The following is a 24,739-nucleotide window of genomic DNA, read 5'->3' as shown; positions in this document are numbered from 1 at the left end:
CATCCCCAGCCTCGATGCGCTGGCGATAAAACCGGACAACTCACGTGCTACCTAATCCGGACAACTCATCTGCTTACGACACGCTGCAAATGCCCCGGTTGACGCTTTTCGTGCGAGGTCTTAGGTGAGACGCCATGTCGATCAAGCCGCTCATCATCCTTCCCGATCCCGTCCTGCGCCAGGTTTCGAAACCGGTCGAGCGCGTCGACGCCGCATTGCGCAAACTGGCCGACGATATGCTGGACACCATGTATGATGCGCCGGGCATCGGTCTGGCGGCGATCCAGGTCGGCGAGCCGCTGCGCATGCTGGTGATCGATCTCGCCAAGGAAGACGAGACGCCGGCGCCGCATGTCTTCATCAATCCCGAGATTCTTGAGAGCGCCGATCAGCGCTCTGTCTACGAGGAAGGTTGCCTGTCGATCCCGGATTACTATGCCGAGGTCGAGCGACCCGCCGCTGTGCGGGTGAAATATCTCGATCGCGACGGCAAGCTGCAGGAGATCGAGGCCGAAGGGTTGATGGCGACTTGCCTGCAGCACGAAATCGACCATCTCAACGGCGTTCTGTTCATCGACCACATCTCGAAGCTGAAGCGCGACATGGTGGTGAAGAAGTTCAAGAAGCTCGCCAGGGACAAACCATCAGGCAGCAAGGCGCCGGGCAAGTTGGTGGGATAGGGCGATACTCGCGCAGTTTGATGCTGAACCTTTCGAAGATGTTGGCGGGACAGCGCCCCTCTGCCCTGTTCCAGATCAGGAAATGGAGACGCGATGAGCGACATGCTGATCAGAAATATTCCCGAATCCTTGAAGCGGGAAATCGAGCAGGCGGCGCGTAAGAGCGGCCAGAGCCTGTCGGGCAAGGCGATCGCTCTTCTGCGCGAAGGCATGGTCGCCGAAAGGCAAGCCAGGCTGGAGCCGGGTCTTTCGGCATGGGACGCTATTCGCGCGACTTTCGCTGCTGAAAACGCAATTGGCGATGAATTCGCCAAGGTCATGAACGAAATCGAAGCAGAAAGGAAACGCGACTTCGGTCGCCGACCCGCAAAGTTCGCGACTTCGACTGAGCCGACTTAGCGGCCAGACCTAGACCGGACCCGGAACAAAAATGCCCCTGCGCGTCATCTTCATGGGTACGCCCGAATTCTCGGTGCCGACGCTGCTGGCGATCGCAGATGCCGGGCATGAGATAGAAGCCGTCTACACCCAGCCGCCGCGCGCCGCCGGTCGCCGCGGGCTGGAACTGACGCGGTCGCCGGTGGAGCGCGAGGCGGAGCGGCTGGGCATCGAGGTGCGGACGCCGGTGTCGCTGAAAAGCGAAGCCGAGCAGCAGGCGTTCCGCGCCTTGCGGGCCGACGTCGCCGTGGTCGTCGCCTATGGATTGCTGTTGCCTAAACCAATTCTCGAGGCGCCGCGGCTCGGCTGCCTCAATGGTCACGCGTCGCTCTTGCCACGCTGGCGCGGCGCCGCCCCTATCCAGCGCGCCATCATGGCCGGCGATACCGAGACAGGCATGATGGTGATGCGGATGGAAGAGGGCTTGGACACCGGCCCGGTGGCGATGGTCGAAAAATGCGCCATCGGCCCCGATATGACGGCCGGCGAACTGCACGATCGGTTGATGCACATTAGTGCCGCGCTGATGGCGGAAGCGCTGGCACGAATGGAACGGGATGCCCTGACATTTACCGCACAGGCGACGGAGGGGGTGACCTACGCCAAAAAGATCGATAAAGCGGAGACGCGCGTGGACTGGACGCGGCCTGCTGGCGAAGTCCACGATCATATTCGCGGCCTGTCGCCCTTTCCCGGCGCATGGTGCGAGACCGAAATTGGCGGCCGCTTGGAGCGGCTGAAACTGCTTCGCTCGACGCTTTCGCAAGGCGCCGGCGAGCCGGGAGGAATTCTCGACGACCGGCTGACGGTCGCCTGCGGGTCAGGCGCGATCAGGCTGGTCGAAGTTCAACGTGCGGGCGGAAGGCCCATTGCCGCGCAGGAATTTCTGCGCGGGGCCAAGCTCGAAGAAGGAATGAAATTCTCATGAGCATGATGTCGATACGCGCGGCAACGCCGCGGGACCGCGAGGCGATCCGCCTCGTCGAGGAACACGCATTCGGCCAGCAGGCGGAGGCCGGACTGGTCGACGCGCTGGTCAGCGGCGGCGATGCCGTCGTCGAACTGGTGGCGGAAGAAGATGGACAGGTGGTCGGCCATATCCTGTTTTCGCGGCTTTTCGTGCAGAGCGGCGGCAGGAGCTTTCCGGCGGTGGCGCTGGCGCCTCTGGCGGTCGAGCCGTCATTCCATGGCACCGGCATCGGCGGTGCGCTGGTCCGCGAGGCGCATATCCGCCTGAAGGACGCCGGCGAGGTGCTGGCGGTTGTGCTTGGCGATCCCGCTTATTATGGCCGCTTCGGCTACAGTCATGCGCGCGCCGAAAGGTTCGAAAGCGAGTACCAGGGCGAAGCCCTGCAGGCGCTGGCCTGGGGCGAGGCGCCTGAGACCGGCAAGCTGGTCTACGCCTCGGCCTTTAGCTCCGCGCTCGCCGCCTAACCTCATCCTGCTTAGGAATGCCGCGTTTTCGCCTCGACATCGAATATGACGGCAGCCTCTATGCCGGCTGGCAGCGCCAGGCAGACCAGCCTTCGGTGCAGCAGGCGATCGAACAGGCGATCGAGAAATTCTGCGGCGAACGGGTCTCGCTGCGCGGCGCCGGCCGCACCGATGCCGGCGTCCATGCGACCGGTCAAGTGGCGCATGTCGATCTCGTCAAGGCATGGCCTGATGACAAGGTGCGCGATGCCGTCAATGCCCACCTGCAAACGGCCAAGGCGCGCATCGCCATCCTCAAGGCGGCCGTCGTGCCTGATAGCTTCGATGCGCGTTTCTCGGCGATCGGCCGCCACTATCTCTACCGCATCGTCAACCGGCGCGCGCCGGCGGCACTCGACAAGGGCAAGATCTGGTGGGTGCCGAAGCGGCTCGACGCCGAGGCCATGCACGAGGCGGCGAAGGTGCTGCTGGGGCGGCATGATTTCACCACGTTCCGCTCGACCCAGTGCCAGGCCGACAGCCCGGTCCGAACGCTCGATCGGCTGGACGTCAGTCGGCTGGGTGACGTGATCGAAGTGCGAGCCTCGGCGCGGTCGTTCCTGCACAATCAGGTGCGCTCGATGGTCGGTTCGCTGAAGCGCGTCGGCGAACGCGGCTGGACAATTGCCGACCTGAAGGCGGCGCTCGCTGCGCGCGACCGTGCAGCCTGTGGCCAGGTGGCGCCGCCCGATGGGCTTTTTCTCGTTGGCGTAGATTATCCGGAAGTCGACTAATTCGGCGCACCGATGCCGAGCAGCGCCTGCAGGCCGAACAGAACGACCAGCGACGCCACGAACATGCCGGCGAAGACGGCGGTGCCGACAGCCGCGCCCCTGCCGATGGCGACGTTTGTCATCCGCCAGGTCAGGATCATCGACAGCGCGAACAAAAGCAGCGACGCCAGTACGGCGAACTCGTTGGTGGACGGCAGGAAAAGCCTGATCAACGCCGCTGGCAACATCATCCAGGCAATGATCGCCGACGCCCAGTTGCTGGCGACGACATAGTGGACGAAGCGTCCGCCAATGCCGGCGCGCGGTGCGACCAGGGCAAGACCGACGAGCGGCAACACCCAGGCGCCTATGTCGACCGTCGCCAGACGGATGAGCATGCTGAAGCGCCCCGCGAATGCATTCGGATCGCCGATCTCGTTGGCAAGGCCGACCCAACCGACGATCAGCGCCGGCGCCGCGACGACGATGGCGAAGAAGGAATTCCAGAAACCGTCGGCCGAAAGGTCAAGCTGGCGCAGCCCGTCGGCCTTGCCGAGCATCAGTCGCCAGGCGCCGGTCAGCGAAGCATAGGTTTCCTCCGACGAAAGCATGATTACGATGCGCCTTGCTCGAACCAGTCTTCGATGAAGCGCTGATAGATCTGCGTCAGCGTCTCGAGGTCGGCAAGCGCGACGCGTTCATCGACCATGTGCATGGTCTTGCCGACCAGCCCGAACTCGACCACCGGACAATAGTCCTTGATGAAGCGCGCGTCGGAGGTACCACCGGAGGTGGAAAGCGCTGGCTTCCTGCCGATCACCGCCTTGACCGAACCGCTGAGCGCTTCGATCAGCCGGTCGTCGCGGGTGAGGAAGACGTGGCTCGGCCGGTCGCGCCAGACGAGGTCGTAGTCGACTGCGGTCGTCTTGCCGGCCCGGTATTTCTTGCGCTTCGCCGCCTTGTCGAGACGGTTGTGGATTTCCGCCTGGATGGTGTCGGCGGTCCATGTGTCGTTGAAGCGGATGTTGAAGGTGGCGGTCGCCTTTGCCGGAATGACATTGGTGGCTGGATTGCCGACATCGATCGAGGTCACCTCCAGATTGGTCGGCTGGAAGTCCTTGGTGCCTTTGTCGAAGACCGGGTGCAGCAAGGCGTCGACCAGCGTCATCAGCCCGCGCACCGGGTTGTCGGCAAGCTGCGGATAGGCCGCGTGGCCCTGGCGGCCGCTGACGATGATGCTGCCGGACAAAGAGCCGCGCCGGCCGATCTTGATCATGTCGCCCAGCGCCTCGGGATTGGTCGGCTCGCCGACGATCGACGCATCCCATTTCTCGCCCTTGGCGGCCGCCCATTCGAGCAGCTTTGTCGTGCCGTTGATGGCCGGCCCTTCTTCGTCGCCGGTGATCAGCAGCGAGACCGAGCCTTTCAGACCGCCTTTCGAACCGAGATGGCGCGCCACCGCGGCGATAAAGCAGGCGATGCCGCCCTTCATGTCGACGGCACCGCGGCCGAACAGCTCGCCCTTGGCGATCTCGGCGGCGAAAGGCGGATGCGTCCATGAGGCCTCGTCGCCGACCGGCACCACGTCGGTATGCCCGGCGAACATCAGGTGCGGACCGTTGCCGGAGCGCCGCGCATAGAGATTTTCGATATCGGGTGTGCCGTTCTCGGAAAATACCGGCCGCTCGACGGAAAAGCCGAGTGGGTTCAGCATTTTTTCCAGTGTGCTCAGTGCCCCGCCCTCAATGGGCGTCACCGAGGGGCAGCGGATGAGGGCGGCGAGATTTGCAGCAGGATCGGTCGGCAACGTCATGGGCAAAAGCGATAGTCGAAAGCGCAAGGCCTGTCACGGCCAGACATAAGGGCCAGCCATCCCGCCGACATTATGGTTTTCATGGCGTATAGTCGAAGGCCTAACGCATGTCGCCCAAAAGCATGCGCTCGGGCTTGATCCGTGGGTGCGCAGCGGTTCTGGGACAACAACATGCATAAGAACAAAGACTTAAAGCGCGTCGCACGAATCGCTTCTGACGCAACGCGCTTTTAGCTGGATATTGGATGGACGGAGGCTACAAAGGCCCGATGATCGCTGGGATCGTCAGTTCGCGGCCCGCACATGCGCCCAGTAACGGCCCTTGCCGGTGCGCTTGGCTTCGTAGAGCGCGTGATCGGAACAGGTGAGGAGGAGTTCCGGCTCGCCGCCGTCGGCAGGCGCAAAGGCGCTTCCAATGCTCAACCCGATGGGTATTGCGGTGCCCACGCCAAGGTCGAAAGGCACCGAAATCTTCTCAATGGCCCGCTTTGCCAGGTAGGTGGCTTCAATCTCGGATGTGTCGGGCAGCAGGATGACGAATTCGTCACCGCCGATGCGAAAGACCACATCCCCCGCTCGGAAAGCGCGTTTCAATCGTTCGGCCACCTTGCGCAGCAGCATGTCGCCGACCGCGTGGCCGAAGCGGTCATTGACGTGTTTGAAGCCGTCGAGATCCATGCTGAGCACGGCAAACGGCCTGCCGCCGTTTGCGGCCGGCGCCGCAAGCTCGCTGCACATGCCGCGCAGTTTCTCCTGGAGGAAGATGCGGTTCGGCAGGCCGGTCAGGGCGTCCTTGATCGCCAGATCGCGATTGTCCAGTTCGGCGCGGATCATGCGGGCGTTGATCGCATGATTTTGAAGCAACACGATGATGACGCCGGCCACATAGAACGGCACTTGAAATCCGACGATAGACATTCCGGGCGCTGGAGAAAACAGCGCGCCAACCAGGAAAGGCAGGCTTACGGCCAGCATGACGAATATGGCGTAGCGCGGAGTCGCTGCGTTGCGCGACGACACCACGCCGACGACGCCTGCGACATTCAGGGCAGCCAAAACGGCGAGCGCCATATGCCCGCTGACGACGCAGCCATAGCAGCCGAGGCCGAAAATCACCGACCACGGGCCCCCGGCGGCCATGAGGCCTGCCAGCGGCCCCGTTCCCCCACGCTTGCGGGCCCGCTCACATTCCCGCATCAGCAGGAAGCGGACGGCAAACAGGATGAGGTCGGCCGCGATCCAGGCGTAAGGCCACCGGTCGCCGGTGACGACCGCGGCGCTGACTGCCAGCACCAGGACGCTGATGGTGCCGAACAGGACAGCGAATTTGCGGTCGAAGGTGGTATCGAGAAGCCGCGCACGGACAGCTTCCGGTTCCGCTCTCATCGGCGAGGAAAACCAGGCGAACAGCCGCGCGCCGGCACTTCGCTTTCCGCGCGTTTTCGGGTTGGCCAAGGGTTCGTCGCGTGCCAGTCGAGCGCTCCGTGCCGGGCGACACAGTCTCCACGGGCATGCTGGACCAAGGTGATTAAGATTAGCTTAGGTACCTGGACGAGCCGACCGCAACGAACCGTCGATCAGGGTGATCTTTTGCCAGATCTTCCGCGACAGGTTGGAGCTCAGGGTTTCGATGTCGTTGACACCATCGACGACCACATTGTCGTTGACCGACTGGGCGAACAGCGCGGCGATCTTGCCGGTGATCGACAGCATTTCGGAGCAATAGTCGAGGTAGCGGGCGAGATCGGCACGGTCGGTTATGCGTGCCGGTGAATGCGATGTCGGCTTGAAATCGGTTGAAAGCGCTGCCGGATCTTTGGTCAGCTGATGCATGTCGATGACATGGATCAGCGATCGCAAGCCGTGAAGCTTGCGAAACACCTGCTTGCGCTTGATGCGCTCCTCGGTTCGGATCAGGGCCAGGAAGCCGAGCATCGCGAGGATGATCATGTTGATCAGGGATTCGATGCCTTGCACCGACTGGATGGCATCGTGGGTGCCCGAGATACGGCCGAGCGGCAGGATGGTGCCGACGAACAGGAACGTCAGCGCGCCGGCGGCAATGGCGGCGATGACGATGCCGCGCAGCCACCAGATCGGCGCTTCCAGCGCCTTCGCCGCCTTGGCCAGATCACGCGACAGCGACACGAGTTCGATGGCGACGCCACGCAAGCCTGCATCGGGAAAACGCTCGGAGACGCGTTTTTCCAGTCGCTCGGCAGTTTCGATGATCAGTTTCGAATCAAGCGTGCGGTAGCGCATGGCTAGATACCCGACCGGCGCTCAGGATTCGGCCGGCGCATTGGTGCGTTTGCCGTAGCGATTGGGTCCGGGATCGCTTTTGAAGAAGGCCAAAATAATAAGGAGAATGGCGCCGACGATGAGAGAGATCAATGCGTAGTAGGTAGGCTTGCCGAAATCATGGAACCGCTTCGCCGTTAGCGCAAAGGTCGACCATGTCGAGACAACCACGGCGATCCACCAGGCGAGCGCCCAGTACTGACTTGCGGCAGTGCCTAGCGGCGTTCGCGAGAACTGGTAGAGCAGGAAAAGCTGAACCAGGAGCGGCAAAAGACCGGCCAAAACGTAGGCACTTGGGTTCACTCGCCCGGAAAGGCTGAAGAAAAGCCATAGAAATCGAGGTCTGTCGAGCAAGCGGGTGCGTCCGTTTTTTTGCGAAGGATCAATCGCGAAGCAGTTCGTTGATCGAGGTTTTGGAGCGGGTCCTGGCATCGACGCGCTTGACGATGACGGCGCAGTAGAGGCTCGGACCGGGCTCGCCATTGGGCAACGGCTTGCCGGGCATCGAGCCGGCGACGACGACGGAATTGGCCGGCACTTCGCCGTAGAAGACCTCACCGGTGGCGCGGTCGACGATCTTGGTCGACTGACCGATGAAGACGCCCATGCCGAGCACCGAGCCCTCGCGCACGATGCAGCCTTCGACCACCTCGGAGCGTGCGCCGATGAAGCAATTATCCTCGATGATGGTGGGGCCGGCCTGCATCGGCTCCAGCACGCCGCCGATGCCGACGCCGCCCGACAGATGCACATTCTTGCCGATCTGGGCGCAGGAGCCGACCGAGGCCCATGTGTCGACCATGGTGCCGCTGTCGACATAGGCGCCGACATTGACGAAGGACGGCATCAGCACGGCACCTGGCGCGACATAGGCGGAGCGCCGCACGATCGACGACGGCACGGCGCGGAAACCTGCCTTCTCGAAATCGATGGCGCTCCAGCCGTCGAATTTCGACGGCACCTTGTCCCACCACACGGCCTGGCCGGGACCACCCTTGATGATCTCCATCGGGTTGAGCCGGAACGACAGCAGCACCGCTTTCTTCAGCCACTGGTTGACATGCCATTTGCCGTCGGCCTGCCGCTCGGCAACGCGGGCGATACCCCGATCGAGCAGGTCGAGCGCCGACTGGATGGCGTCGCGCGTCGCGCCGCGGGTTGCCGTCGAAATCGTCTCGCGTTCCTCGAAGGCGGTTTCGATGGTGTTTTCGAGGCTCGTCAGATCGGGTTTCGACATGAATTCGCTCCATTACCAAGCTGTTAAGGGGCCGCACCTTAACCTGTTTTGAAAGTCGCCGGACCCTATGTGAAGGCTTGGTGAGGGTCAATCGCGGCTGCGTCACGGGACGGCGCAAGTGAATAATTGGACGGGTAGGTAGTATGACTCCTATGGAAAAGGCGGGGTGGACGCCGCTGCCGCATTCGGACGAGGATCTGGAGCGGTCGAAAAGCGTGCCGGACACGCCGCAGACGCGTGCCGAGACCTACCGGCTGGCCTGGAACGATCCCGACTTCATGACGCGGCGCGAATTGCGCGCGGTCAGACTGCAACTCGAACTGTTGAAGCCGGAGATGATCCTGGCCGAGCGCGGCATCCGCTCGACCGTCATCCTGTTCGGCGGGGCGCGCATCCCCGAGCCGGACGGTGAAGCCTGGGCAGCCAAAAACGAGACGCAGAAGAAGAACCTCGAGAAAAACAGTAAATATTACGAGGAAGCGCGAAAATTCGCCCGCCTCTGCTCGCAGCAGTCGGCCACCTCTTATTATCGCGAATTCGTCGTGGTGACAGGCGGCGGACCCGGCGTCATGGAAGCCGGCAATCGCGGCGCCGACGATGTCGGCGCACCGTCGATCGGCCTCAACATCGTGTTGCCGCACGAGCAGGCGCCGAATGCCTATGTGACGCCGGAGCTCTGTTTCAACTTCCACTATTTCGCTGTCCGCAAGATGCACTTTGTCATGCGCGCCAAGGCTGTCGCGGTGTTTCCGGGCGGCTTCGGCACGATGGACGAATTCTTCGAGACGCTGACCCTGATCCAGACCGGCCGCATGGAGCGCGTGCCGGTGATCCTGTTCGGCAAGGCGTTCTGGAAAAGGGCGATCGACCTCGATTTCCTCGCCGAGCAAGGCACGATCACCCCCGGCGACCAGGACATCATCGATTTCGTCGACACCGCCGACGAGGCCTGGGGGATCATCAGCCGCTTCTACCAGCTTTAGGCCGCGGGCTGTATCGATCCGGCTGCACGAAGCAACCGCCTCAAGCGGTGACGTCGACGATCGCGGTGAGGAATTCGGCAAGGTCGTCGGTGACGAAATCCACATCGTCCTCGTTGGCCGGATCACGTTCCCAGATCTCCGAGAAGGTCGGCTCGAAGTTGCGCGGCACGACCAGCACCGTGGTCATGCCCAGCGATTTCGGCACGGACAGGTTGCGGGCCAGATCCTCGAACATCACCGCATTGTGGCCGGTGACGGCGTGGAGTTCCGCAAACTTCTCGTAGGTGCGGCGCGCCGGCTTGGGGTTCAGCCCGGCAGCGACGATATCGAAGATGTCGTCGAAATGATCAAGGATGCCGAGCTGGCGCGCGGTGCGTTCGGCATGCCTGCGGTCGCCATTGGTGAAGATGAACTTGCGGCCGGGAAGCTGGCGGATGGCGGTGCCGAGAACGGGATCGGGAACCAGCCAGGAATAGTCGATATCATGGACCTTTTCGAGAAAATCGTCGGGATCGATGCCGTGGCGCGCCATCAGACCGTTCAGCGTCGTGCCGTATTCCCGGTAGAGTTCCTTCTGCAGCTTGCGGGCATCGTCGCGTGGCAGCGTCAGCAGTTCTCCGACATAGGCGGTCATCTTCACGTCGATCTGCGAGAACAGGTTCGAATGGTGCGGATAGAGCGTGTTGTCGAGGTCGAACACCCAGTCGGTGACATGGGCAAAACGGGCGGGATCCGGGAGCGTGGTCATGCAATCCTTATGGCACGAAACAGTGCTTTTGGCAGAGGCTTTATCCACAACTTATGCGCGTTGCGAGTGGCGAAAATGGCGCCATGATTCAAACTTTAAGCATCGCCGAAAGGTGGCATTCAGGGCTTGCTGGCACAGAGTCGGTTCAGGGGGAACCAGCGATGAGCCGCATATTTCTGAAGTCTGCCGCCGTCGCTTTCGCCTCTGTCGCGGTCTCGCTTTTGTTGACGCTGATCATCGTCCCGGCAATCGGCTTCCCGTTCAACCGCACGATCTGGCTAACATCCACGGTCTGCCCGCTCGCGCTTGCCTGGATCGCTAGCGCCTACACCTTCTGGCAGAGCGAGAGGTTGAAAAGCGCCCATCGCGACCTCGCCCGCGCTCATGCACAGCTCGCCGCAGCGCATCGGCGCCTGTCGGAAAAGGTGAGCCGCGACGACATGACCGGCATGCTCAACCGCGAGAGCTTCTTTGCGGCGCTCGAGGCCTCCCGGCGTAAATCCGATCGCGGTGCGTTGCTGATCATCGATGCCGACCACTTCAAGATCATCAACGACAGCTACGGCCATCTGACCGGCGACGAGGCGTTGCTCCTCATTGCAAGCGCGATCGAGCGCGGCGTGCGCAGCGGCGACGTGATCGGCCGCATCGGCGGCGAGGAATTCGGTGCGTTTCTGGTCGGCGCCACCGAACAGGAAGCCAAACGCGTCGCCGAACGCATTCGCGGTGAAGTCGAGCTGATCCGCTTCCGTCCCGTCGATGAGCGGGTCATACCCCTCACCGTCAGCATCGTTGGTGTTACCTGCGGCGAGGATGCCGGCGTATCGGATCTGATGCGTGCCGCCGACCGCTGCCTTTACCAGGCCAAGCATCGCGGCCGCAATCTGACCATCCTGGACAGGGACATTTCCGAAGCGGCCTGAGCGGTCTCGCGCATTAAGGAAATCCTAACGCTGTTTGGACTCAGCCGGGCCGCTTACACGGCTTAAGCAAAGTGTGCCGCTAGTTTGGCACGGAATTGGCTTCTCCTGGCGAGCATGTGCCGTTCAGGGAACGCCATGCGTGGATCGAAGCCCATCGAGAGACGTGCCATGAGTTCCTTAACCAAGAACATGAGTTTCTTCACCAAGAAAATATCGCGCCGCACGATCATGCAGGTGCTGATCGCATTGCCGGCCCTGTCGCTGTTCCGCAAGCTGCCCGATACCGATCCGGACGCGATCATCGAGGTCAATGGTTGGATCCTCAAAAGGAGCGACCTCACTTGATCTTCGACAGCTATGAGGCATTTCGCGCTGCGAATTTCACCGCCAAGGTCTGCATTCTCGGCTCCGGGCCAGCCGGCACCACGATCGCCAGGAAACTCGGCGCGGCCGGCATTCCTGTTGTGGTGCTGGAGGCCGGCTCTCGCGAGTTCGGCGACGATTCGCAGGATTTCTACCGCGGCGTCACGGTCGGCGACCCCTATTTCGATCTCGACGTCACCCGGTTGCGCTTCATGGGCGGCAGCTCCAATCACTGGGCCGGCTGGTGCCGGGTGCTCGACGGCCAAGATTTCGAGCCCAAGGCCTGGGCGCCGGATACCGGCTGGCCCATCAGCCGTGCCGACATCGAGCCTTATCTGCCCGAAGTCCAGGACATCCTGGAACTTCCCGACTTCCGGCCGGATGTGCCGATCTCGGACGATATTCGCTGGGTGCAGCTGATCAAGAGCCCGGCCGTACGCTTCGGCGAAAAATTCGCCGACGAACTCGACAGGAGCAGGAACGTGGCCGTGGTGCTCAGCACCTATGCCACCGAGCTTACCGGCGACGGCAAGAGGGTAACCGGCGCCAAACTGTGGTCGAACGGCCAGGATGCCGGCTCTTTCACCGCCGACTATTTTGTCGTCTGCACCGGCGGCTTGGAAAACTCGCGGCTGCTTCTGTGGTCGAACCAGCGCTCGAACGGCGGCGTGGTGCCGAAGGCGACAGCGCTCGGCCGCTATTGGATGGAGCATCCGACCTTCGAGGGCGGCAATGCCATCCTCGCCGACTATAGCGAGTTCGAGGTCGACGCCACCAACGAGGCTTTCTTCTCGCCGACGCTGGCGGCCATGGAGCGCCTCGGAATCATGAATTTCGGCATCAGGCTGATCGAGACACCGTACCCCGGCATCAAAAGCGTCATCGCCGACCTCGCCTGCACGGCGCCCGAGATGGCCGAATGGGTGTCTTATCAGCTCAGCCAGAACCTGCGCTGCGCCGCCCAGCTCTATGTCGCCTGGGAACAGGCGCCGCTGGCCTCGAACCAGATCCGGTTGTCGAAGACCGATGTCGATCCTGCCGGCGTGCCGCGCATCGAGCTGCACTGGAAAAAGTCGGAGCTGGAGCGCCGTACGCTCCTCGAGGGCTTGAGGCTGTTCGGCAAGACGCTCGTCCGGGAGGATCTCGGCCGGGTGCGCATCGCCGACTGGCTCGCCAGTGGCGGGGACTATCCGACGAATGAGGAACTGGCCGGTCACCACCATATGGGCGGCACGCGTATGGGCACGAATGTGACCAAGAGCGTGGTGGACGCCAACTCGAAGGTGCACGGCATGGACAATCTCTATGTCGGCGGTTCCTCCGTGTTCTGCACGTCCGGCGAATGCAACCCGACGACGACAATCATCGCATTGGCCTGCCGGCTGGGCGATCACCTCGGCAAACTCATTGGCGTGTAGATGGCCGGCCCAGCCGGGCCGGCCGAGGGGTCGTCATCACAGTGCGCCACCAATGACGCCCGCGCCGATCGGCTGCGAGCGTCCGAGCCTGCCAGTGTCTAAAGTTTCGCCGGGTCGAGCGCCGGCTTGCCCTTGTGGCGTCCGATGATCGCTGCCATTTCGGCGACGTTCTGGAAGGCATCGCGCAAAACGTCGAAGGACGGCAGCACGAAATAGGCGCGCTGGAACTTGTCGATCTCGTAGCTGGTGCGCATCACCGTTTCCAGTTCGAAGGGGACATGGTGCGCGTCCTTGCTTTCAATCGCGAATTGAAGTTCCGCAAAGGACGACATCAGCCCGGCGCCGAAAGCCTTCAGCGGTTGGCCTGGTTCCTGGATCAGCCCGTATTCGACAGTGTACCAGTAGAGGCGGCTGATCATCTCGTCACCACCGAGCGCGATCAGATGCTCGGCCTTCTCGCCATACATCTGCATGAAATCGGCAAAGACCGGCTGCGTCAGCGCCGGCACATGGCCGAAGAAGTCGTGGAACATATCCGGCTCGACGATGTAGTCGAGCTCTTGTTTCGTCCGCAGCCAGTTGGTGACCGGAAAGCGGCGGTTGGCGAGGTGGACGAAGAAGGCTGGTGCGGGAATGAGGCCCGGCACGGCGACGATTTCCCAACCGGTAAGCTTGCGCAGCTTTTCGCTGACGACACCGAAATCCGGAATCTTGTCGAGCAGGCCCAGCGTGGCGACGCCGTCGAGATAGGAACGGTGTGCCAACTTTTTAGTCAGCTTCGTCTGGCGGTCGCACAGCGTACGCCACACCGCCTGCTCGTCGGCGGTGTAGTTGTAGCTCTGCTCCACCGTGAAATCGGCACGGCAGACCGAATAGTCGCCGCGAAGGCCTTGGGCCGCGCATTCGCGGGCGTAATCGGCAACGCTCATCGTCATGGCTGTTCTCCCTGGAAATCACGACTAACATTATAAAAGTTTAGCCGGGTCCGGTGAGGCAAATCCGCTTTGATGATGGCCCGAACAGGCGATTTGAGGTAAAAGCCACCACAGCAAAGCTGCAGGAGAGTGAAAGTGCCTCAGTTTGACGATTTTGAGATCAAGATGCTCGATATCTTGCAGCGCGATGGGCGCAAGCCTGTGTCCGAACTGGCCCAGGAGATCGGCCTGTCGACGACGCCATGCGCGCGCCGCTTCGAGGCTCTTCAGAGCGCCGGCATCATCAAGGGCTTTGCCGCTGTGCTCAGCCGCCGCGCCATCGGCCTGATGGTCGAAGTGTTCATTCAGGTGCGCCTGGTAACCCACAGCGACGGTTCGCCCGAAACCTTCATCGCCGCCGTGCAGCGCATGGACGAGGTGTCGTCGTGCTGGACGCTGACCGGCGACTACGATTTCCTGCTGCATGTGATGGTGCCGTCGGTCGACGAGCTCAACGCCTTTGTCATGCACCGGCTGATGCGGCTCGACGGCGTGCGCGATGTCCACACGCAGCTCGTGCTGCAGAACATCAAGGGGCCGGGCCACGTGCCGCTTGGGCACCTCAGGCGATGAAATTGTATCTCGCCGTCTGCATTTCTGCGGAAAAGCTGCACGGAAACTGCTGAACCGGGCCAGCTGCAGGCCCAGATCGCCGACCAGGATGATCGGACCGCCATCGCAAAAGGTCCTTCATGAAAATCGTCCTGATCAATCCGCCGCATACCGCAATCGGCAGCCGCGTGCCCGACGACCATTTGCCGCCGCTCGGCCTGCTGGCACTGGGCGGCCCGCTGATCGACGCCGGCCATGACGTGCGGCTCGTCGATGCCGAGTTCGGACCGATGCCGCTTGCCGCGGCCGTGCAAGATGCGTTGAGCGATCATCCCGATTGCATTCTGATCGGCCATTCCGGTTCGACCTCGGCGCACCCGACAGCCCTGGAGATTGCACGAATTGTCAAGCACCGCGGCCCGGCGACGATGGTGATCTATGGCGGTGTGTTCCCGACCTATCACTGGCGCGACATCCTTGCCGAAACGGATGTCTTCGACTTCATCGTGCGCGGCGAAGGCGAGGCGACCATCGTCGCCCTGGTCGAGGCGCTGCAAAGGCGCCGGCCGCTGTCTGACGTGGCGGGCATCGCCTTTCGCGACGATTTGCGCCGTCCCTTTGCCACCAAGGCGGCAGGCACCATCGCCGACCTTGATGAATACCGCGTCGGCTGGGACCTGATCGATGTCAGTCGTTACAGTTATTGGGGCGGCAAGCGCGCGGTGGTCATGCAGTTTTCCCGAGGCTGCCCGCATCTGTGCAACTATTGCGGCCAGCGCGGCTTCTGGACGCGATGGCGGCATCGCGACCCCGTGAAATTCGCGCAGGAGATCGCCTGGCTGCACCGCGAGCACGGCGTCGAGCTGATCAACCTTGCCGACGAGAACCCGACCTCGTCCAAAAAAGCATGGCGCGCCTTTCTCGATGCGATGATCGCCGAGAACGTGCCGGTCCTGATCGTCGGCTCAACCCGCGCCGACGACATCGTTCGCGATGCCGACAGCCTGCATCTCTACCGCAAGGCAGGCGTCATCCGTTGGCTGCTGGGCATGGAAAACACCGACGAGCAGACGCTTGCATTGATCCGCAAGGGCGGCAGCACTTCATCTGACCGCGAGGCGATCCGGCTGCTGCGCCTCAATGGCATCCTGTCGATGGCGACCTGGGTGGTCGGTTTCGAGGACGAGCGTTTTCGCGATCTCTGGCGCGGCTTCCGGCAGCTCATCGCCTACGACCCGGACCAGATCCAGGCGCTGTATGTCACGCCGCACCGCTGGACGCCGTTCTTCAGGATCGCCAGGGACCGCAAGGTGATCCAGCTGGACGCCCGCCTGTGGGACTACAAGCATCAGGTGCTGCGGATGACCCGGCTCAAGCCGTGGATGCTGTTCTTCAGCGTCAAGCTGATCGAACTGGCGGTGCAGTCCCGACCCAAGGCCCTGACGCGTGTCCTGTTCCACAAGGATCCAGAGCAACGGCATTCGATGCGCTGGTATACAAAAATGGGCCGCCGCGTCTGGTTCCGCGAAGTCTGGGGCTTTCTCGCGCGGGATCGCCGTCTTGACGACGGTCCGACGCTGGCCGCGTTCTGGGGTGCACCGCAGGACGAGGAAGAGCAATCGATGACGTTCTTACATCAGGTCCGCAAGCCTGCCGAACCCGCCATCGGGATTTCGCCGAGCGCCTGAGTCCAACAATGGCCGACCCAACAAAGCCCGACAAGCTGTCAGCCTGCGCTCAAGGCACGATCAGCGTGCCGGCGCCGTGTTCGGTAAACAGTTCGAGCAGCACGGAATGCGGCGTCTTGCCGTTGAGGATGACGACGCCCTCGACGCCGCGCTCGATCGCCTCGATGCAGGTCTCGACCTTGGGGATCATGCCGCCCGACACCGTGCCGTCCTTGATCAAGGCCTTGGCCTCGGCCACGGTCAGCTCATCGATGAGCTTCTTGTTCTTGTCGAGCACGCCGGGCACGTCGGTGAGGAACAAAAGGCGTGTCGCCTGGCAGGCACCGGCAATCGCGCCGGCGAAGGTGTCGGCATTGATGTTGTAGGTGTGGCCGTCGCGGCCCGGCGCCACCGGCGCCAGCACCGGGATCATTTCGGACCGCGCCAGAAGGTCGAGCAGCGTGCGGTCGACCTCGATCGGCTCGCCGACGAAGCCGAGATCGAGCACGCGCTCGATATTGGAGTCCGGGTCGATCATCGTCTTGCGCGCCTTTTCGGCGAAAACCATATTGCCGTCCTTGCCGCACAAGCCGATCGCCCATTCGCCCTCGGCATTGATCAGCGCGACGATCTCCTTGTTGATCGAGCCGGCCAGCACCATCTCGACGATCTCGACCGTCTTCTGGTCGGTGACGCGCAGGCCGCCCTCGAACTTCGATTCGATGCCCATCTTGCTCAGCATGGCGCCGATCTGCGGCCCGCCGCCATGGACGACGATCGGGTTGACGCCGGATTGTTTCAGCAGCGCGATGTCGCGGGCGAAGGCCTTGCCGAGTGCAATGTCGCCCATGGCATGGCCGCCATATTTCACCACGACCGTCTTGTTTTCGTAGCGCTGCATATAGGGCAGCGCCCTCGAAAGCAGCGCGGCCTGCATTTCGGCGGTGGCGGCGAGGTCCGTCATCGGCATGGTTCCCAGCTTGGCATGAACGGCGGCGTCTTAGCGGGAATTGGAGCAGGGGGCAAACGGCTTTGCTGTCACATCAGGTTAAATCGGCCCGCTTTTATGCCGGCATCTGCAGCGGCGCCCGCCGCGCCTGCCATCCCGAAATCTTTTCCATTTGCGCGGCGAACGACAACAAGGTCTCCTCGTCGCCGGGGCGGCCGGCGGCCTGGATGCCGAGCGGCAGGCCGGCATCGGTGACATGGACAGGCAGCGCGATCGACGGTTGGCCGCTGACGTTCTGGATCGCCGGCCAGTGGGTGAACCACAGGCTCTTGTCCATCAACTCGCCGAACAGCGGCTTGAATTTCAGCAGACGGGCAAGCCGCAGCCTGTCGAGCACGTCCTCTATGAACGCATCGGCGCCCTTCGGGTCCATGGCGCCGCAGGCGAGCGGCGGATGGGCGATAACAGGCATCAGCACGGCATCGTACGGCGCGGTCTCGGTGATCAGGCGGCGCGACGTGGCGTGCAGCCGCTGCAGGCCGGCGTAGATCTCGCCGGCCGAGACGATCTCGCCGAAGCGGCTCATCAGACGCGTGGAGCGCTCGACGTCGCCCGAAACGGAGCGGCCGACGCGCAAGACTTCAATGCGCATCGCGCCGGCGACTGCCGCAGCCACCGTCCTGGCGAAATCGGCGATGAAGTCGCGACCGATATAGGGCAGGTCGATCTCCTCGATCGTATGGCCGCCTTCGCGCGCCAATGCTATAGCCATGTCCAGTGCCGTCAGCGTCTCGGCCGATATCGGCAGGCCGAGCGGCGATTTCCGATAGACGGCCAGTTTCAGCTTGCCGGGGTCGCGCGCCGCCGCGGCGGCAAAAGTTCCCCTCGGCGGCGGCGCCGCATACGGTGACAGCGGATCGGGTCCATGCGTCAGGTCGAGCAGCAAGGCCGAATCCCGGACCGAGCGGGCAACCGCGTGGTCGACGACCAGACCGTACCAGCTTTCGGTGACGAGCGGCGACAGCGGCACACGGCCGCGCGAGGTTTTCAGCCCGACCAGCCCGGTGCAGGCGGCGGGAACGCGGATCGAGCCACCGCCATCCGAAGCATGTGCCACCGGCACGACGCCGGCCGCGACCAGCGCCGCCGCACCCCCGGACGAGCCGCCGCTGGTATGGGCCGTATTCCACGGATTGCGGGTGATGCCGAAAGCGGTGGATTCGGTCATCAGCCTCAGCCCATGTTCGGGCGAGGTGCTGGTGGCGATCGGGACAAGGCCGGCGGCCAGATGGCGTTCGGTCATCACCGAGTCGAAATCGGCAACGAAAGCCGGAATGCGGCTGCCGCCGTGCGTCGGCACGCCTTTCATAGCGATGCCGAGATCCTTCAGGGCAAAGGGCACACCGGCCAGCGGCAGCTTGCGGTCGATGGTTTTCGCCCGCGTCCGCGCCGCCTCGTAAAGCGGCTCGGCGATGGCATTGATGTCCGGGCGAGTGGCCTCGGCCCGCGCGATCGCCGCATCGACGAGTTCCTGCGGCGAGATTTCTCCCTTGCGCACCATGCCGGCCAGGCCGATTGCGTCATGTTCCCACAAGGCCCGTTCGACGGACATTCTTGCTTCCCCCAAATATTGGCAAGCTAGAGCATCGGACCCAAAAGTGGAAACCGGTTTTGAGAAAATCCGATGCTCAAACAAAATCGGCTCTTTTCTTGGCAATCGAAGTTCACGACGCTCTCGCTGCCCAGAACGCTTCCGCCGTTGCAAATAGATTGCAATCGCCTAATTTGGCAGCCGATGACGCCGCAGGATATCAGCAATCTGATTATCCGGACTTCGATGAAGGACCGGGCTGCGTTCGATCTGCTCTACCGGCAGACCAGCGCGAAACTTTTTGGCGTCTGCCTTCGTGTATTGAAGGACCGGGGAGAGGCAGAAGAGGCGCTGCAAGAGGTCTTCGTCAAGATATGGACGAAGGCGGATCGTTTCGCCGTCTCGGATCTAAGCCCGATTTCCTGGCTGGTGGCCATTGCGCGCAATCATGCGATCGACCGGATAAGGGCGCGGCGAGAGCCTGCCGCCTACATCGATGCCGCGCTGGACGTGGCCGATCCGGCGCCGGGACCAGAGGCTGCGGCTGTTGCGGGCGGTGAATCCGAGCGCATCTATCGTTGTCTCGATGAATTGGAAAAGGACCGGGCGGCGGCCGTCCGGAGCGCCTATCTGGATGGCGAAAGCTATGCCGAATTGGCCGCACGCCATGGCGTGCCGCTGAACACGATGCGGACCTGGCTGCGGCGCAGCCTGTTGAAGCTCAGAGAGTGTCTGGAAAGATGACGCCGGCAGAGGATAACGGACCGGAACCTGGGGGCGACGACCTGTTCGCCGCCGAATACGCTCTTGGCGTGCTTGACGCGGACGAACGCGAGATCGCGTCACGCCGCATCGACGCGGACGCCGCTTTCGCGCGCCTTGTCGATGCCTGGGAGGCGCATCTTTCGCCGATGGCCGCCGCCTATCCGGAGACAGAGCCGCCGATCAGGGTCAAGGAGGCATTGGATCGCCGGCTGTTCGTTGCAGGGCCTCGCGCCGGTCTGTGGTCGAGCCTTGCCTTCTGGCGCGGCCTTGCCGCCGCCGCTGTCGCGGCGCTGGCGATCTATGTCGCCGTGCCGTACTTCAACCCGCCGGTCGAGCAGCCGCGGCTCATCGCCTCGCTGGCTGCCGACGGCAGCGACGTCAGATATCTTGCCGTCTATGACGCTGCCCATCGCGAGGTCGGCTTGTCGCATGTCTCCGGCGAGCGCGCCGCCGGCAAGGATTTCGAGCTGTGGATGATCGAAGGCAAGAACGCGCCGGTCTCGATGGGCGTCATCCCGGCCGGTCAGACCGCGCGTATGACCATATCCCGGGCCGTGCAGGAAAAACTTGCGCAGGGCGCCGTTCTTGCGGTCAGCCTCGAGCCGGCCGGCGGTTCGCCGACCGGCCAGCCGACCGGCCCTGTGGTCGCTGCGGGCGATCTGAAGAGCATCTGATCGCCTCTGTCTGCCGACTTTTCGAGAAGATTTTAAATCTATCGCCTGTGGTGACGTTAGCTTGGAAGCATGTAGGCTGTAAGGTTCCTGCCCTGAAAATCATGCTCGCCGTTACAAAAAATAAAATTTTCTCCTGAACGGCGAAACTCGGGCATTTATCCCCCGTATCTCCTTGCGCCCCAAAGAGGGGAAGAAAATAAACTGAGGAGATAGAAATAATGCGTAAGTTCGCCACCCTTTTGTTTGCCGGAACGGTCGCCGTCTCCGCGCTCGCCACCGCCGCCTATGCCCAGAATCCGATGGTCGGCGGCGCCGCCATGTATGCCACCAGGAACATCGTCGAGAACGCCGTCAATTCGAAGGATCACACGACGCTGGTCGCGGCCGTCAAGGCCGGTGGTCTCGTCGACACGCTCCAGAGTGCCGGTCCCTTCACCGTGTTCGCGCCGACCAACGAGGCCTTTGCAGCACTTCCGGCCGGCACCGTCAACACGCTGCTCAAGCCCGAAAACAAGGACAAGCTGGTCAATATCCTGACCTGCCACGTCATCGGTGCCAAGGCGATGGCCGCCGACGTCGCCAAGATGGCCATGGACGATGGTGGCGCGCACAAGGTCAAGACGGCTGGCGGCTGCGAGCTGACGCTCAAGGCCGACGGCGGCAAGGTCACCGTGACCGACGAGAACGGCAATGTCGCCAATGTGACGGTCGCCGATGTCGAGCAGTCGAACGGCGTTATCCACGTCATCGACAAGGTTCTCCTGCCGAAGATGTAACGAAGGGGTCGTCGCCAGCGAAGATATGGCTGAGGCACGATGCCGAGTGCGCGGGTTCCGCTTGCGTGACCCGCGCAATCGGCAAGCGTACACTCCGCGCCGCCGCTGTTGGCGTGGGGCAGGTGCGGAGTGCCCGTTGTCGGGAACTGGCCGTCACCAGCTTTTGATTTCCATGTGACGGTCGAATTTGGCAAAGGGACATAGGAGGAATGGTGATGATCCGGCGCGATTTTCTTTGGAGCGGTGCCGCTGTGGCATTGTTGGCAGGCACGGCAGCAGCGCTGCGCATGGGCCGGCCGCAGGACGCACACGCGACCGAAACCTTCGAGGTCACCAAGACCGAGGCCGAGTGGCGCGCCATCCTGTCCGATGCGGCTTTCAATGTGCTGCGCAAGGAAGGCACCGAATATCCCGGCACCAGCCCGCTGCTCAACGAACACCGCAAGGGCATTTTCGCCTGCGCCGGCTGCGACCTGCCGCTCTATTCCTCCGAGACGAAGTTCGATTCCGGCACCGGCTGGCCGAGCTTCTGGCAGGAGATTCCCAACGCCGTCGGCATGACCGTGGACAGGTCCCTCGGCATGACCCGAACCGAAGTCCACTGCCGCCGCTGCGGCGGTCATCTCGGGCATGTCTTCGACGACGGCCCGCCGCCGACCGGCTTGCGTCATTGCATCAACGGCGTCGCCTTGACCTTCAAGCCGGCCACCGCCTGACCTAAAGCGCTCGCGTTTGACCGGCCTCACGCGACGCGCTTTAGGTTGTTGTCTTATGCATGTCGTTATCGCAAAACCGCTGCGCACTTTTGCGCGACATGCATTAGAGCGCCGCGCGTCCTTTGGACGCGCCAAGTTGCGCTATCAGTGTCCGCCACCTCCGCCCGCCTGCTCGGCCGGCTTGCGGATGACCATGGTGAAGATCGCCAGCGTGGCGAACAGCGCCGTCAAGAGATAGAACACGTCCATGAAGGACAGCAGCGAGGCCTGCTGCTGGACCATAGCAGACAGTTTGGAGATCGCCGCCTTGGACGCGTCCAGGCCGGCATTCTGCTGGAGGTCGAGCGTCATGTTCTGCAGCTTGGTCTGCGCCTCGGCACTGCCCCATTGCACATGCTCAGCCATCCTTGCGTAGTGGAAGGCGTTGCGATCGATCAGCACGGTGTTGATGACGGCAAGGCCGACAGCGCCGCCGAGATTGCGGGTGAGGTTGAACAGGCCGGATGCATTCTTCAGCCGGTCAGGCGGCAGCGTTCCCAGCGCAATGTTGTTGATCGGCACCATGCACAGCATCATCGAGGCGCCGCGCAGGATCTGCGGCACCAAAAGCTCCCAGAAATCCCAGTCGGCGGTCAGATAGGTCATGCGCCAGGTGCCGGCTGCGAAGCCGAAGAAGCCGATCATCATCATCAGCCGCGGATCCATCTTGCGCGACAGGATGCCGGAAATCGGCGCGGTGGCGAACATCGCCAGCCCGCTGACGAACAGCGCCTCGCCGATCATCAGGGAATCGTAGCCGCGGATACGCCCGAGGTACACCGGATAGAGATAGGTCAGGCCGTAGAGGCCGATGCCGATGACGAAGGAGAACAGCGAGCCGAAAGCGAAGTTGACATTGGTGAAGGCTTTCAGGTCGACGATCGGCTCCTCTGCGGTGAAGGCGCGCCAAAAGAACAGCACCGCGCCGGCCGTCATCAGGATGGCGCAGACGAACACGGCCTGGTCTTGGAGCCAGTCGTTGTTTGGACCTTCCTCGAGCACATATTCCAGCGAGCCGAGGAAGGCCGCCATGCCGGCAAGGCCCCACCAGTCGAACTTGCGGAACAGGCTGAGATTGGGCTTGTCGAAGTCGATCAGCGACCACGCCGCGGCGGTCACCAGGATGCCGGGCACCACATTGATCAGAAACAGCCAGTGCCATGACGTGGCATGGCTGATGTAGCCGCCGACGGTCGGGCCGATGGTCGGCGCCAGCGTCGCCACCAGGCCGATCATCGGCGACACCATGGCGCGGCGCGACGGCGGGAAGATGGTGAAGGCGGCAGCGAAGACGCTTGGAATCATGCCGCCGCCGATGAAGCCCTGGATGGCGCGGTAGACGATCATCTGGTCGATGTTGGTGGCGGTCGCCGCCAGCGCGCTGGCCGCGGTGAAGCCAGCCGCGGAGACGGTGAACAGCACGCGCGTCGACAGCATCCGGCTGAGAAAACCGGACAGCGGGATCATGATGACTTCGGCGATCAGATAGGCAGTCTGCACCCACGGAATTTCGTCGGAGCTTGCGCTCAAGCCCGCCTGGATTTCGGCCAGCGAGGCCGAGACGATCTGGATATCGAGGATCGCCATGAACATGCCGAACACCATCGCCAGGAAGGCGATGATGCGGCGCGGCTCGATGTGATCGACCGACTTGGCCGGCGCCGATCCCGCGGTCAGGGTTGCGGTCGCCATGGCGTTGCTCCGGGGCCTGCTTACTTCGACGCAGAAGGTGCGGTGCGGCTGTCGACTGCGACGACGACGCTGAGGCCAGCGCGCAGCTTGCCTGTCTTCAGCACATCCGCCGGCACGTCGATGCGAACCGGGACGCGCTGCACGACCTTGGTGAAATTGCCGGTGGCATTTTCCGGCGGCAACAGCGAGAACACCGCGCCGGATGCCGGCGCCAGCGACGACACCGTGCCTTCGAAATCCTGGCCGTCGATCGCGTCGACCGAAATCCTGACCTTTTCGCCAGGCACCAGCCGGGCAAGCTGGGTCTCCTTGAAATTGGCGACGATGTAGAGCTTATCCATCGGCACGATGACGGCGAGCTTCTGTCCGGGGCTGATCAGGTCGCCTTGCTCGACCGAGCGGTTGCCGACGACACCGTCATAGGGCGCGCGCAGCACGGTGAAGGACAGGTCCCGCGCGGCCTTGTCCCGGGCAAGCTGCAGCGACGCCAGCGTGCTTGCCGTCTCCGCGCGCTGCGCCTGGAGCACACCGATATTGGCCTCAGCCGCCGCGATCTGGGCGTCGGCGCCTACAAGGGCGGCATTGGCCTGCTCGACCGCGGTCTGGGCATCATCCAGTTGAGCCTGGGTGCCGACATGCGTCTTGAGCAATTGGGCAGCGCGCGCTTGAACACGCGCCGCATTGGCGGCGGCGGCCTGGTCGGCCGTCTTCTGCGCCTGCGCCTGCTCGAGCGATGCGCGCGCCGCCTCGGTCTGGGCGTCGATCCGGTGGAGCGTCTTGCTCAAGGTGGCGATCTGCGCCTCGGCCTGGGCGACCGCTATTTTGTAGTCGCCATTGTCGACGACCAGCAACGGGTCGCCGGCCTTGACCTGCTGGTTCTCGGTCACCTTGACCTGATCGACATAGCCGGAGATTTTCGGCGATATGAATGCCATGTCGGCCTGGACATAGGCATCGTCGGTTGAGATCATGAAGCGCCCGTCGGTCCAGTAATCGTAGCCATACCAGGCCCCTGCGCCCAGCAAGCCAAGCGCGATGATCGGCAACAGAAAGGAGCGTGCCGAACGTTTCTTTTTCGCCGGCGCCTCGGCCGGAGGACTTATTGCGGGCTCGGTCGGTGCGTTCGGCGCTTCGGTTGCTGGCGCGACCTTGGCGTTGGGGAATGGACGGACTTCGGCGGTGGGGGTCGCGTTCGAGGACATGGGAATCTCTCTTGGCATCTCTCTGGAAACTGGCATCTCTCTGGAAATCAGT

At 62.9% G+C, this 24,739-nt stretch carries 27 protein-coding genes; 15 read left to right on the top strand and 12 right to left on the bottom strand.

Features of this window, described 5'->3' with window-relative positions; genetic code table 11:
• The first annotated feature begins 134 nt into the window (after nt 1–134).
• From def to truA, 5 genes are all read left to right on the top strand, one after another.
• The gene (gene def / locus CIT26_RS19715; RefSeq protein ID WP_095494118.1) at nt 135–680 is read left to right on the top strand and encodes a peptide deformylase; all 546 of its coding nucleotides are present in this window, start codon (nt 135–137) and stop codon (nt 678–680) included.
• Nucleotides 681–773: 93 nt separating this feature from the next.
• A complete protein-coding gene (locus tag CIT26_RS19710) occupies nt 774–1,079 on the top strand; it encodes a plasmid stabilization protein (RefSeq protein WP_095494117.1) in 306 nt (101 codons plus the stop codon).
• A gap of 31 nt (nt 1,080–1,110) precedes the next feature.
• On the top strand, nt 1,111–2,046 hold the full coding sequence (fmt, locus tag CIT26_RS19705; protein WP_095494116.1) for a methionyl-tRNA formyltransferase: 936 nt from the start codon (nt 1,111–1,113) through the stop codon (nt 2,044–2,046).
• On the top strand, nt 2,043–2,552 hold the full coding sequence (locus tag CIT26_RS19700; protein ID WP_095494115.1) for a GNAT family N-acetyltransferase: 510 nt from the start codon (nt 2,043–2,045) through the stop codon (nt 2,550–2,552). The genes fmt and CIT26_RS19700 overlap by 4 nt, the downstream gene beginning before the upstream one ends.
• Nucleotides 2,553–2,569: 17 nt before the next feature.
• On the top strand, nt 2,570–3,325 hold the full coding sequence (gene truA, locus CIT26_RS19695; RefSeq protein WP_095494114.1) for a tRNA pseudouridine(38-40) synthase TruA: 756 nt from the start codon (nt 2,570–2,572) through the stop codon (nt 3,323–3,325).
• Here truA and CIT26_RS19690 read toward each other — a convergent pair.
• The 6 genes from CIT26_RS19690 to dapD all read right to left on the bottom strand — a co-directional run bounded on the left by CIT26_RS19690 (nt 3,322) and on the right by dapD (nt 8,655).
• Nucleotides 3,322–3,915 (bottom strand): transporter, encoded by a 594-nt coding sequence (locus tag CIT26_RS19690; RefSeq protein ID WP_095494113.1) that lies wholly within the window; start codon nt 3,913–3,915, stop codon nt 3,322–3,324. The two genes, truA and CIT26_RS19690, sit on opposite strands and share 4 nt — an antisense overlap.
• A gap of 2 nt (nt 3,916–3,917) precedes the next feature.
• Nucleotides 3,918–5,117 (bottom strand): succinyl-diaminopimelate desuccinylase, encoded by a 1,200-nt coding sequence (gene dapE / locus CIT26_RS19685; protein ID WP_095494112.1) that lies wholly within the window; start codon nt 5,115–5,117, stop codon nt 3,918–3,920.
• Between the two features lie 285 nt (nt 5,118–5,402).
• Nucleotides 5,403–6,572 (bottom strand): GGDEF domain-containing protein, encoded by a 1,170-nt coding sequence (locus CIT26_RS19680; protein WP_095494111.1) that lies wholly within the window; start codon nt 6,570–6,572, stop codon nt 5,403–5,405.
• An 84-nt stretch (nt 6,573–6,656) separates the two neighbouring features.
• Nucleotides 6,657–7,379, bottom strand: coding sequence for a hypothetical protein (locus CIT26_RS19675; RefSeq protein WP_095494110.1), 723 nt, complete (start codon nt 7,377–7,379; stop codon nt 6,657–6,659).
• Nucleotides 7,380–7,400: 21 nt separating this feature from the next.
• Nucleotides 7,401–7,850, bottom strand: coding sequence for a DUF805 domain-containing protein (locus CIT26_RS38310; RefSeq protein ID WP_280178796.1), 450 nt, complete (start codon nt 7,848–7,850; stop codon nt 7,401–7,403).
• The gene (gene dapD / locus CIT26_RS19665; protein WP_095494108.1) at nt 7,801–8,655 is read right to left on the bottom strand and encodes a 2,3,4,5-tetrahydropyridine-2,6-dicarboxylate N-succinyltransferase; all 855 of its coding nucleotides are present in this window, start codon (nt 8,653–8,655) and stop codon (nt 7,801–7,803) included. Before dapD ends, CIT26_RS38310 begins: the two co-directional genes overlap by 50 nt.
• Before the next feature lie 143 nt (nt 8,656–8,798).
• Here dapD and CIT26_RS19660 point away from each other — a divergent pair, with 143 nt between their 5' ends.
• A complete protein-coding gene (locus CIT26_RS19660) occupies nt 8,799–9,638 on the top strand; it encodes an LOG family protein (RefSeq protein ID WP_095494107.1) in 840 nt (279 codons plus the stop codon).
• Nucleotides 9,639–9,678: 40 nt separating this feature from the next.
• On the opposite strand, the gene CIT26_RS19655 is transcribed toward CIT26_RS19660, so the two are convergent.
• Entirely contained in the window at nt 9,679–10,386 is a 708-nt protein-coding gene (locus tag CIT26_RS19655; RefSeq protein WP_095494106.1) for a pyrimidine 5'-nucleotidase, read from the bottom strand.
• Nucleotides 10,387–10,547: 161 nt separating this feature from the next.
• Here CIT26_RS19655 and CIT26_RS19650 point away from each other — a divergent pair, with 161 nt between their 5' ends.
• The 3 genes from CIT26_RS19650 to CIT26_RS19645 all read left to right on the top strand — a co-directional run bounded on the left by CIT26_RS19650 (nt 10,548) and on the right by CIT26_RS19645 (nt 13,090).
• Nucleotides 10,548–11,309, top strand: a complete 762-nt coding sequence (locus tag CIT26_RS19650; RefSeq protein WP_095494105.1) for a GGDEF domain-containing protein — start codon at nt 10,548–10,550, stop codon at nt 11,307–11,309.
• Between the two features lie 168 nt (nt 11,310–11,477).
• On the top strand, nt 11,478–11,654 hold the full coding sequence (locus CIT26_RS36000; RefSeq protein ID WP_167391440.1) for a hypothetical protein: 177 nt from the start codon (nt 11,478–11,480) through the stop codon (nt 11,652–11,654).
• The gene (locus tag CIT26_RS19645; RefSeq protein WP_095494104.1) at nt 11,651–13,090 is read left to right on the top strand and encodes a GMC oxidoreductase; all 1,440 of its coding nucleotides are present in this window, start codon (nt 11,651–11,653) and stop codon (nt 13,088–13,090) included. Before CIT26_RS36000 ends, CIT26_RS19645 begins: the two co-directional genes overlap by 4 nt.
• A 98-nt stretch (nt 13,091–13,188) precedes the next feature.
• Here CIT26_RS19645 and phhA read toward each other — a convergent pair whose 3' ends face one another.
• On the bottom strand, nt 13,189–14,025 hold the full coding sequence (phhA, locus tag CIT26_RS19640) for a phenylalanine 4-monooxygenase (RefSeq protein WP_095494103.1): 837 nt from the start codon (nt 14,023–14,025) through the stop codon (nt 13,189–13,191).
• Between the two features lie 135 nt (nt 14,026–14,160).
• Here phhA and CIT26_RS19635 point away from each other — a divergent pair, with 135 nt between their 5' ends.
• Nucleotides 14,161–14,637, top strand: a complete 477-nt coding sequence (locus CIT26_RS19635; RefSeq protein WP_095494102.1) for an Lrp/AsnC family transcriptional regulator — start codon at nt 14,161–14,163, stop codon at nt 14,635–14,637.
• A gap of 119 nt (nt 14,638–14,756) precedes the next feature.
• Nucleotides 14,757–16,304: a magnesium-protoporphyrin IX monomethyl ester anaerobic oxidative cyclase gene (bchE, locus tag CIT26_RS19630; protein ID WP_095494101.1), complete on the top strand. Its 1,548-nt coding sequence runs from the start codon at nt 14,757–14,759 to the stop codon at nt 16,302–16,304.
• Nucleotides 16,305–16,353: 49 nt separating this feature from the next.
• Here bchE and argB read toward each other — a convergent pair whose 3' ends face one another.
• Together argB and CIT26_RS19620 are read right to left on the bottom strand one after the other, a co-directional pair.
• On the bottom strand, nt 16,354–17,247 hold the full coding sequence (argB, locus tag CIT26_RS19625; protein ID WP_095494100.1) for an acetylglutamate kinase: 894 nt from the start codon (nt 17,245–17,247) through the stop codon (nt 16,354–16,356).
• Between the two features lie 100 nt (nt 17,248–17,347).
• Nucleotides 17,348–18,844 (bottom strand): amidase, encoded by a 1,497-nt coding sequence (locus CIT26_RS19620; RefSeq protein WP_095494099.1) that lies wholly within the window; start codon nt 18,842–18,844, stop codon nt 17,348–17,350.
• A gap of 183 nt (nt 18,845–19,027) precedes the next feature.
• Here CIT26_RS19620 and CIT26_RS19615 point away from each other — a divergent pair, with 183 nt between their 5' ends.
• The 4 genes from CIT26_RS19615 (at nt 19,028) to msrB (ending at nt 21,754) form a co-directional block, all read left to right on the top strand.
• Nucleotides 19,028–19,567 carry a sigma-70 family RNA polymerase sigma factor gene (locus CIT26_RS19615; RefSeq protein ID WP_095494150.1) on the top strand — a complete coding sequence of 180 codons (540 nt, stop codon included), beginning with the start codon at nt 19,028–19,030 and terminating at the stop codon, nt 19,565–19,567.
• On the top strand, nt 19,564–20,262 hold the full coding sequence (locus CIT26_RS19610) for an anti-sigma factor (protein ID WP_095494098.1): 699 nt from the start codon (nt 19,564–19,566) through the stop codon (nt 20,260–20,262). The genes CIT26_RS19615 and CIT26_RS19610 overlap by 4 nt, the downstream gene beginning before the upstream one ends.
• A gap of 218 nt (nt 20,263–20,480) precedes the next feature.
• A complete protein-coding gene (locus tag CIT26_RS19605) occupies nt 20,481–21,038 on the top strand; it encodes a fasciclin domain-containing protein (RefSeq protein ID WP_095494097.1) in 558 nt (185 codons plus the stop codon).
• A 215-nt stretch (nt 21,039–21,253) separates the two neighbouring features.
• Nucleotides 21,254–21,754, top strand: a complete 501-nt coding sequence (gene msrB, locus CIT26_RS19600) for a peptide-methionine (R)-S-oxide reductase MsrB (RefSeq protein WP_095494149.1) — start codon at nt 21,254–21,256, stop codon at nt 21,752–21,754.
• 144 nt (nt 21,755–21,898) lie between these two features.
• Here msrB and CIT26_RS19595 read toward each other — a convergent pair whose 3' ends face one another.
• Together CIT26_RS19595 and CIT26_RS19590 are read right to left on the bottom strand one after the other, a co-directional pair.
• Nucleotides 21,899–23,485 carry a DHA2 family efflux MFS transporter permease subunit gene (locus CIT26_RS19595; protein WP_095494096.1) on the bottom strand — a complete coding sequence of 529 codons (1,587 nt, stop codon included), beginning with the start codon at nt 23,483–23,485 and terminating at the stop codon, nt 21,899–21,901.
• 20 nt (nt 23,486–23,505) lie between these two features.
• Nucleotides 23,506–24,687: an HlyD family secretion protein gene (locus CIT26_RS19590; protein WP_095494095.1), complete on the bottom strand. Its 1,182-nt coding sequence runs from the start codon at nt 24,685–24,687 to the stop codon at nt 23,506–23,508.
• Nucleotides 24,688–24,739: the final 52 nt, after the last annotated feature.

Source organism: Mesorhizobium temperatum, from assembly GCF_002284575.1.
Taxonomy (GTDB): domain Bacteria; phylum Pseudomonadota; class Alphaproteobacteria; order Rhizobiales; family Rhizobiaceae; genus Mesorhizobium; species Mesorhizobium temperatum.
The sequence above is the reverse complement of the archived record's forward strand: the minus strand, read 5'-3'. Positions and strand labels throughout refer to the sequence as shown.

Coding starts and splice junctions, on each gene's coding strand:
- def (WP_095494118.1), top strand. CDS start 135: ATGTCGATCAAGCCGCTCATCATCCTTCCCGATCCCGTCCTGCGCCAG.
- CIT26_RS19710 (WP_095494117.1), top strand. CDS start 774: ATGAGCGACATGCTGATCAGAAATATTCCCGAATCCTTGAAGCGGGAA.
- fmt (WP_095494116.1), top strand. CDS start 1,111: ATGCCCCTGCGCGTCATCTTCATGGGTACGCCCGAATTCTCGGTGCCG.
- CIT26_RS19700 (WP_095494115.1), top strand. CDS start 2,043: ATGAGCATGATGTCGATACGCGCGGCAACGCCGCGGGACCGCGAGGCG.
- truA (WP_095494114.1), top strand. CDS start 2,570: ATGCCGCGTTTTCGCCTCGACATCGAATATGACGGCAGCCTCTATGCC.
- CIT26_RS19690 (WP_095494113.1), bottom strand. CDS start 3,915: ATGCTTTCGTCGGAGGAAACCTATGCTTCGCTGACCGGCGCCTGGCGA.
- dapE (WP_095494112.1), bottom strand. CDS start 5,117: ATGACGTTGCCGACCGATCCTGCTGCAAATCTCGCCGCCCTCATCCGC.
- CIT26_RS19675 (WP_095494110.1), bottom strand. CDS start 7,379: ATGCGCTACCGCACGCTTGATTCGAAACTGATCATCGAAACTGCCGAG.
- CIT26_RS38310 (WP_280178796.1), bottom strand. CDS start 7,850: ATGCCAGGACCCGCTCCAAAACCTCGATCAACGAACTGCTTCGCGATT.
- dapD (WP_095494108.1), bottom strand. CDS start 8,655: ATGTCGAAACCCGATCTGACGAGCCTCGAAAACACCATCGAAACCGCC.
- CIT26_RS19660 (WP_095494107.1), top strand. CDS start 8,799: ATGACTCCTATGGAAAAGGCGGGGTGGACGCCGCTGCCGCATTCGGAC.
- CIT26_RS19655 (WP_095494106.1), bottom strand. CDS start 10,386: ATGACCACGCTCCCGGATCCCGCCCGTTTTGCCCATGTCACCGACTGG.
- CIT26_RS19650 (WP_095494105.1), top strand. CDS start 10,548: ATGAGCCGCATATTTCTGAAGTCTGCCGCCGTCGCTTTCGCCTCTGTC.
- CIT26_RS36000 (WP_167391440.1), top strand. CDS start 11,478: ATGAGTTCCTTAACCAAGAACATGAGTTTCTTCACCAAGAAAATATCG.
- phhA (WP_095494103.1), bottom strand. CDS start 14,025: ATGACGATGAGCGTTGCCGATTACGCCCGCGAATGCGCGGCCCAAGGC.
- bchE (WP_095494101.1), top strand. CDS start 14,757: ATGAAAATCGTCCTGATCAATCCGCCGCATACCGCAATCGGCAGCCGC.
- argB (WP_095494100.1), bottom strand. CDS start 17,247: ATGACGGACCTCGCCGCCACCGCCGAAATGCAGGCCGCGCTGCTTTCG.
- CIT26_RS19620 (WP_095494099.1), bottom strand. CDS start 18,844: ATGTCCGTCGAACGGGCCTTGTGGGAACATGACGCAATCGGCCTGGCC.
- CIT26_RS19615 (WP_095494150.1), top strand. CDS start 19,028: ATGACGCCGCAGGATATCAGCAATCTGATTATCCGGACTTCGATGAAG.
- CIT26_RS19610 (WP_095494098.1), top strand. CDS start 19,564: ATGACGCCGGCAGAGGATAACGGACCGGAACCTGGGGGCGACGACCTG.
- CIT26_RS19605 (WP_095494097.1), top strand. CDS start 20,481: ATGCGTAAGTTCGCCACCCTTTTGTTTGCCGGAACGGTCGCCGTCTCC.
- msrB (WP_095494149.1), top strand. CDS start 21,254: ATGATCCGGCGCGATTTTCTTTGGAGCGGTGCCGCTGTGGCATTGTTG.
- CIT26_RS19595 (WP_095494096.1), bottom strand. CDS start 23,485: ATGGCGACCGCAACCCTGACCGCGGGATCGGCGCCGGCCAAGTCGGTC.
- CIT26_RS19590 (WP_095494095.1), bottom strand. CDS start 24,687: ATGTCCTCGAACGCGACCCCCACCGCCGAAGTCCGTCCATTCCCCAAC.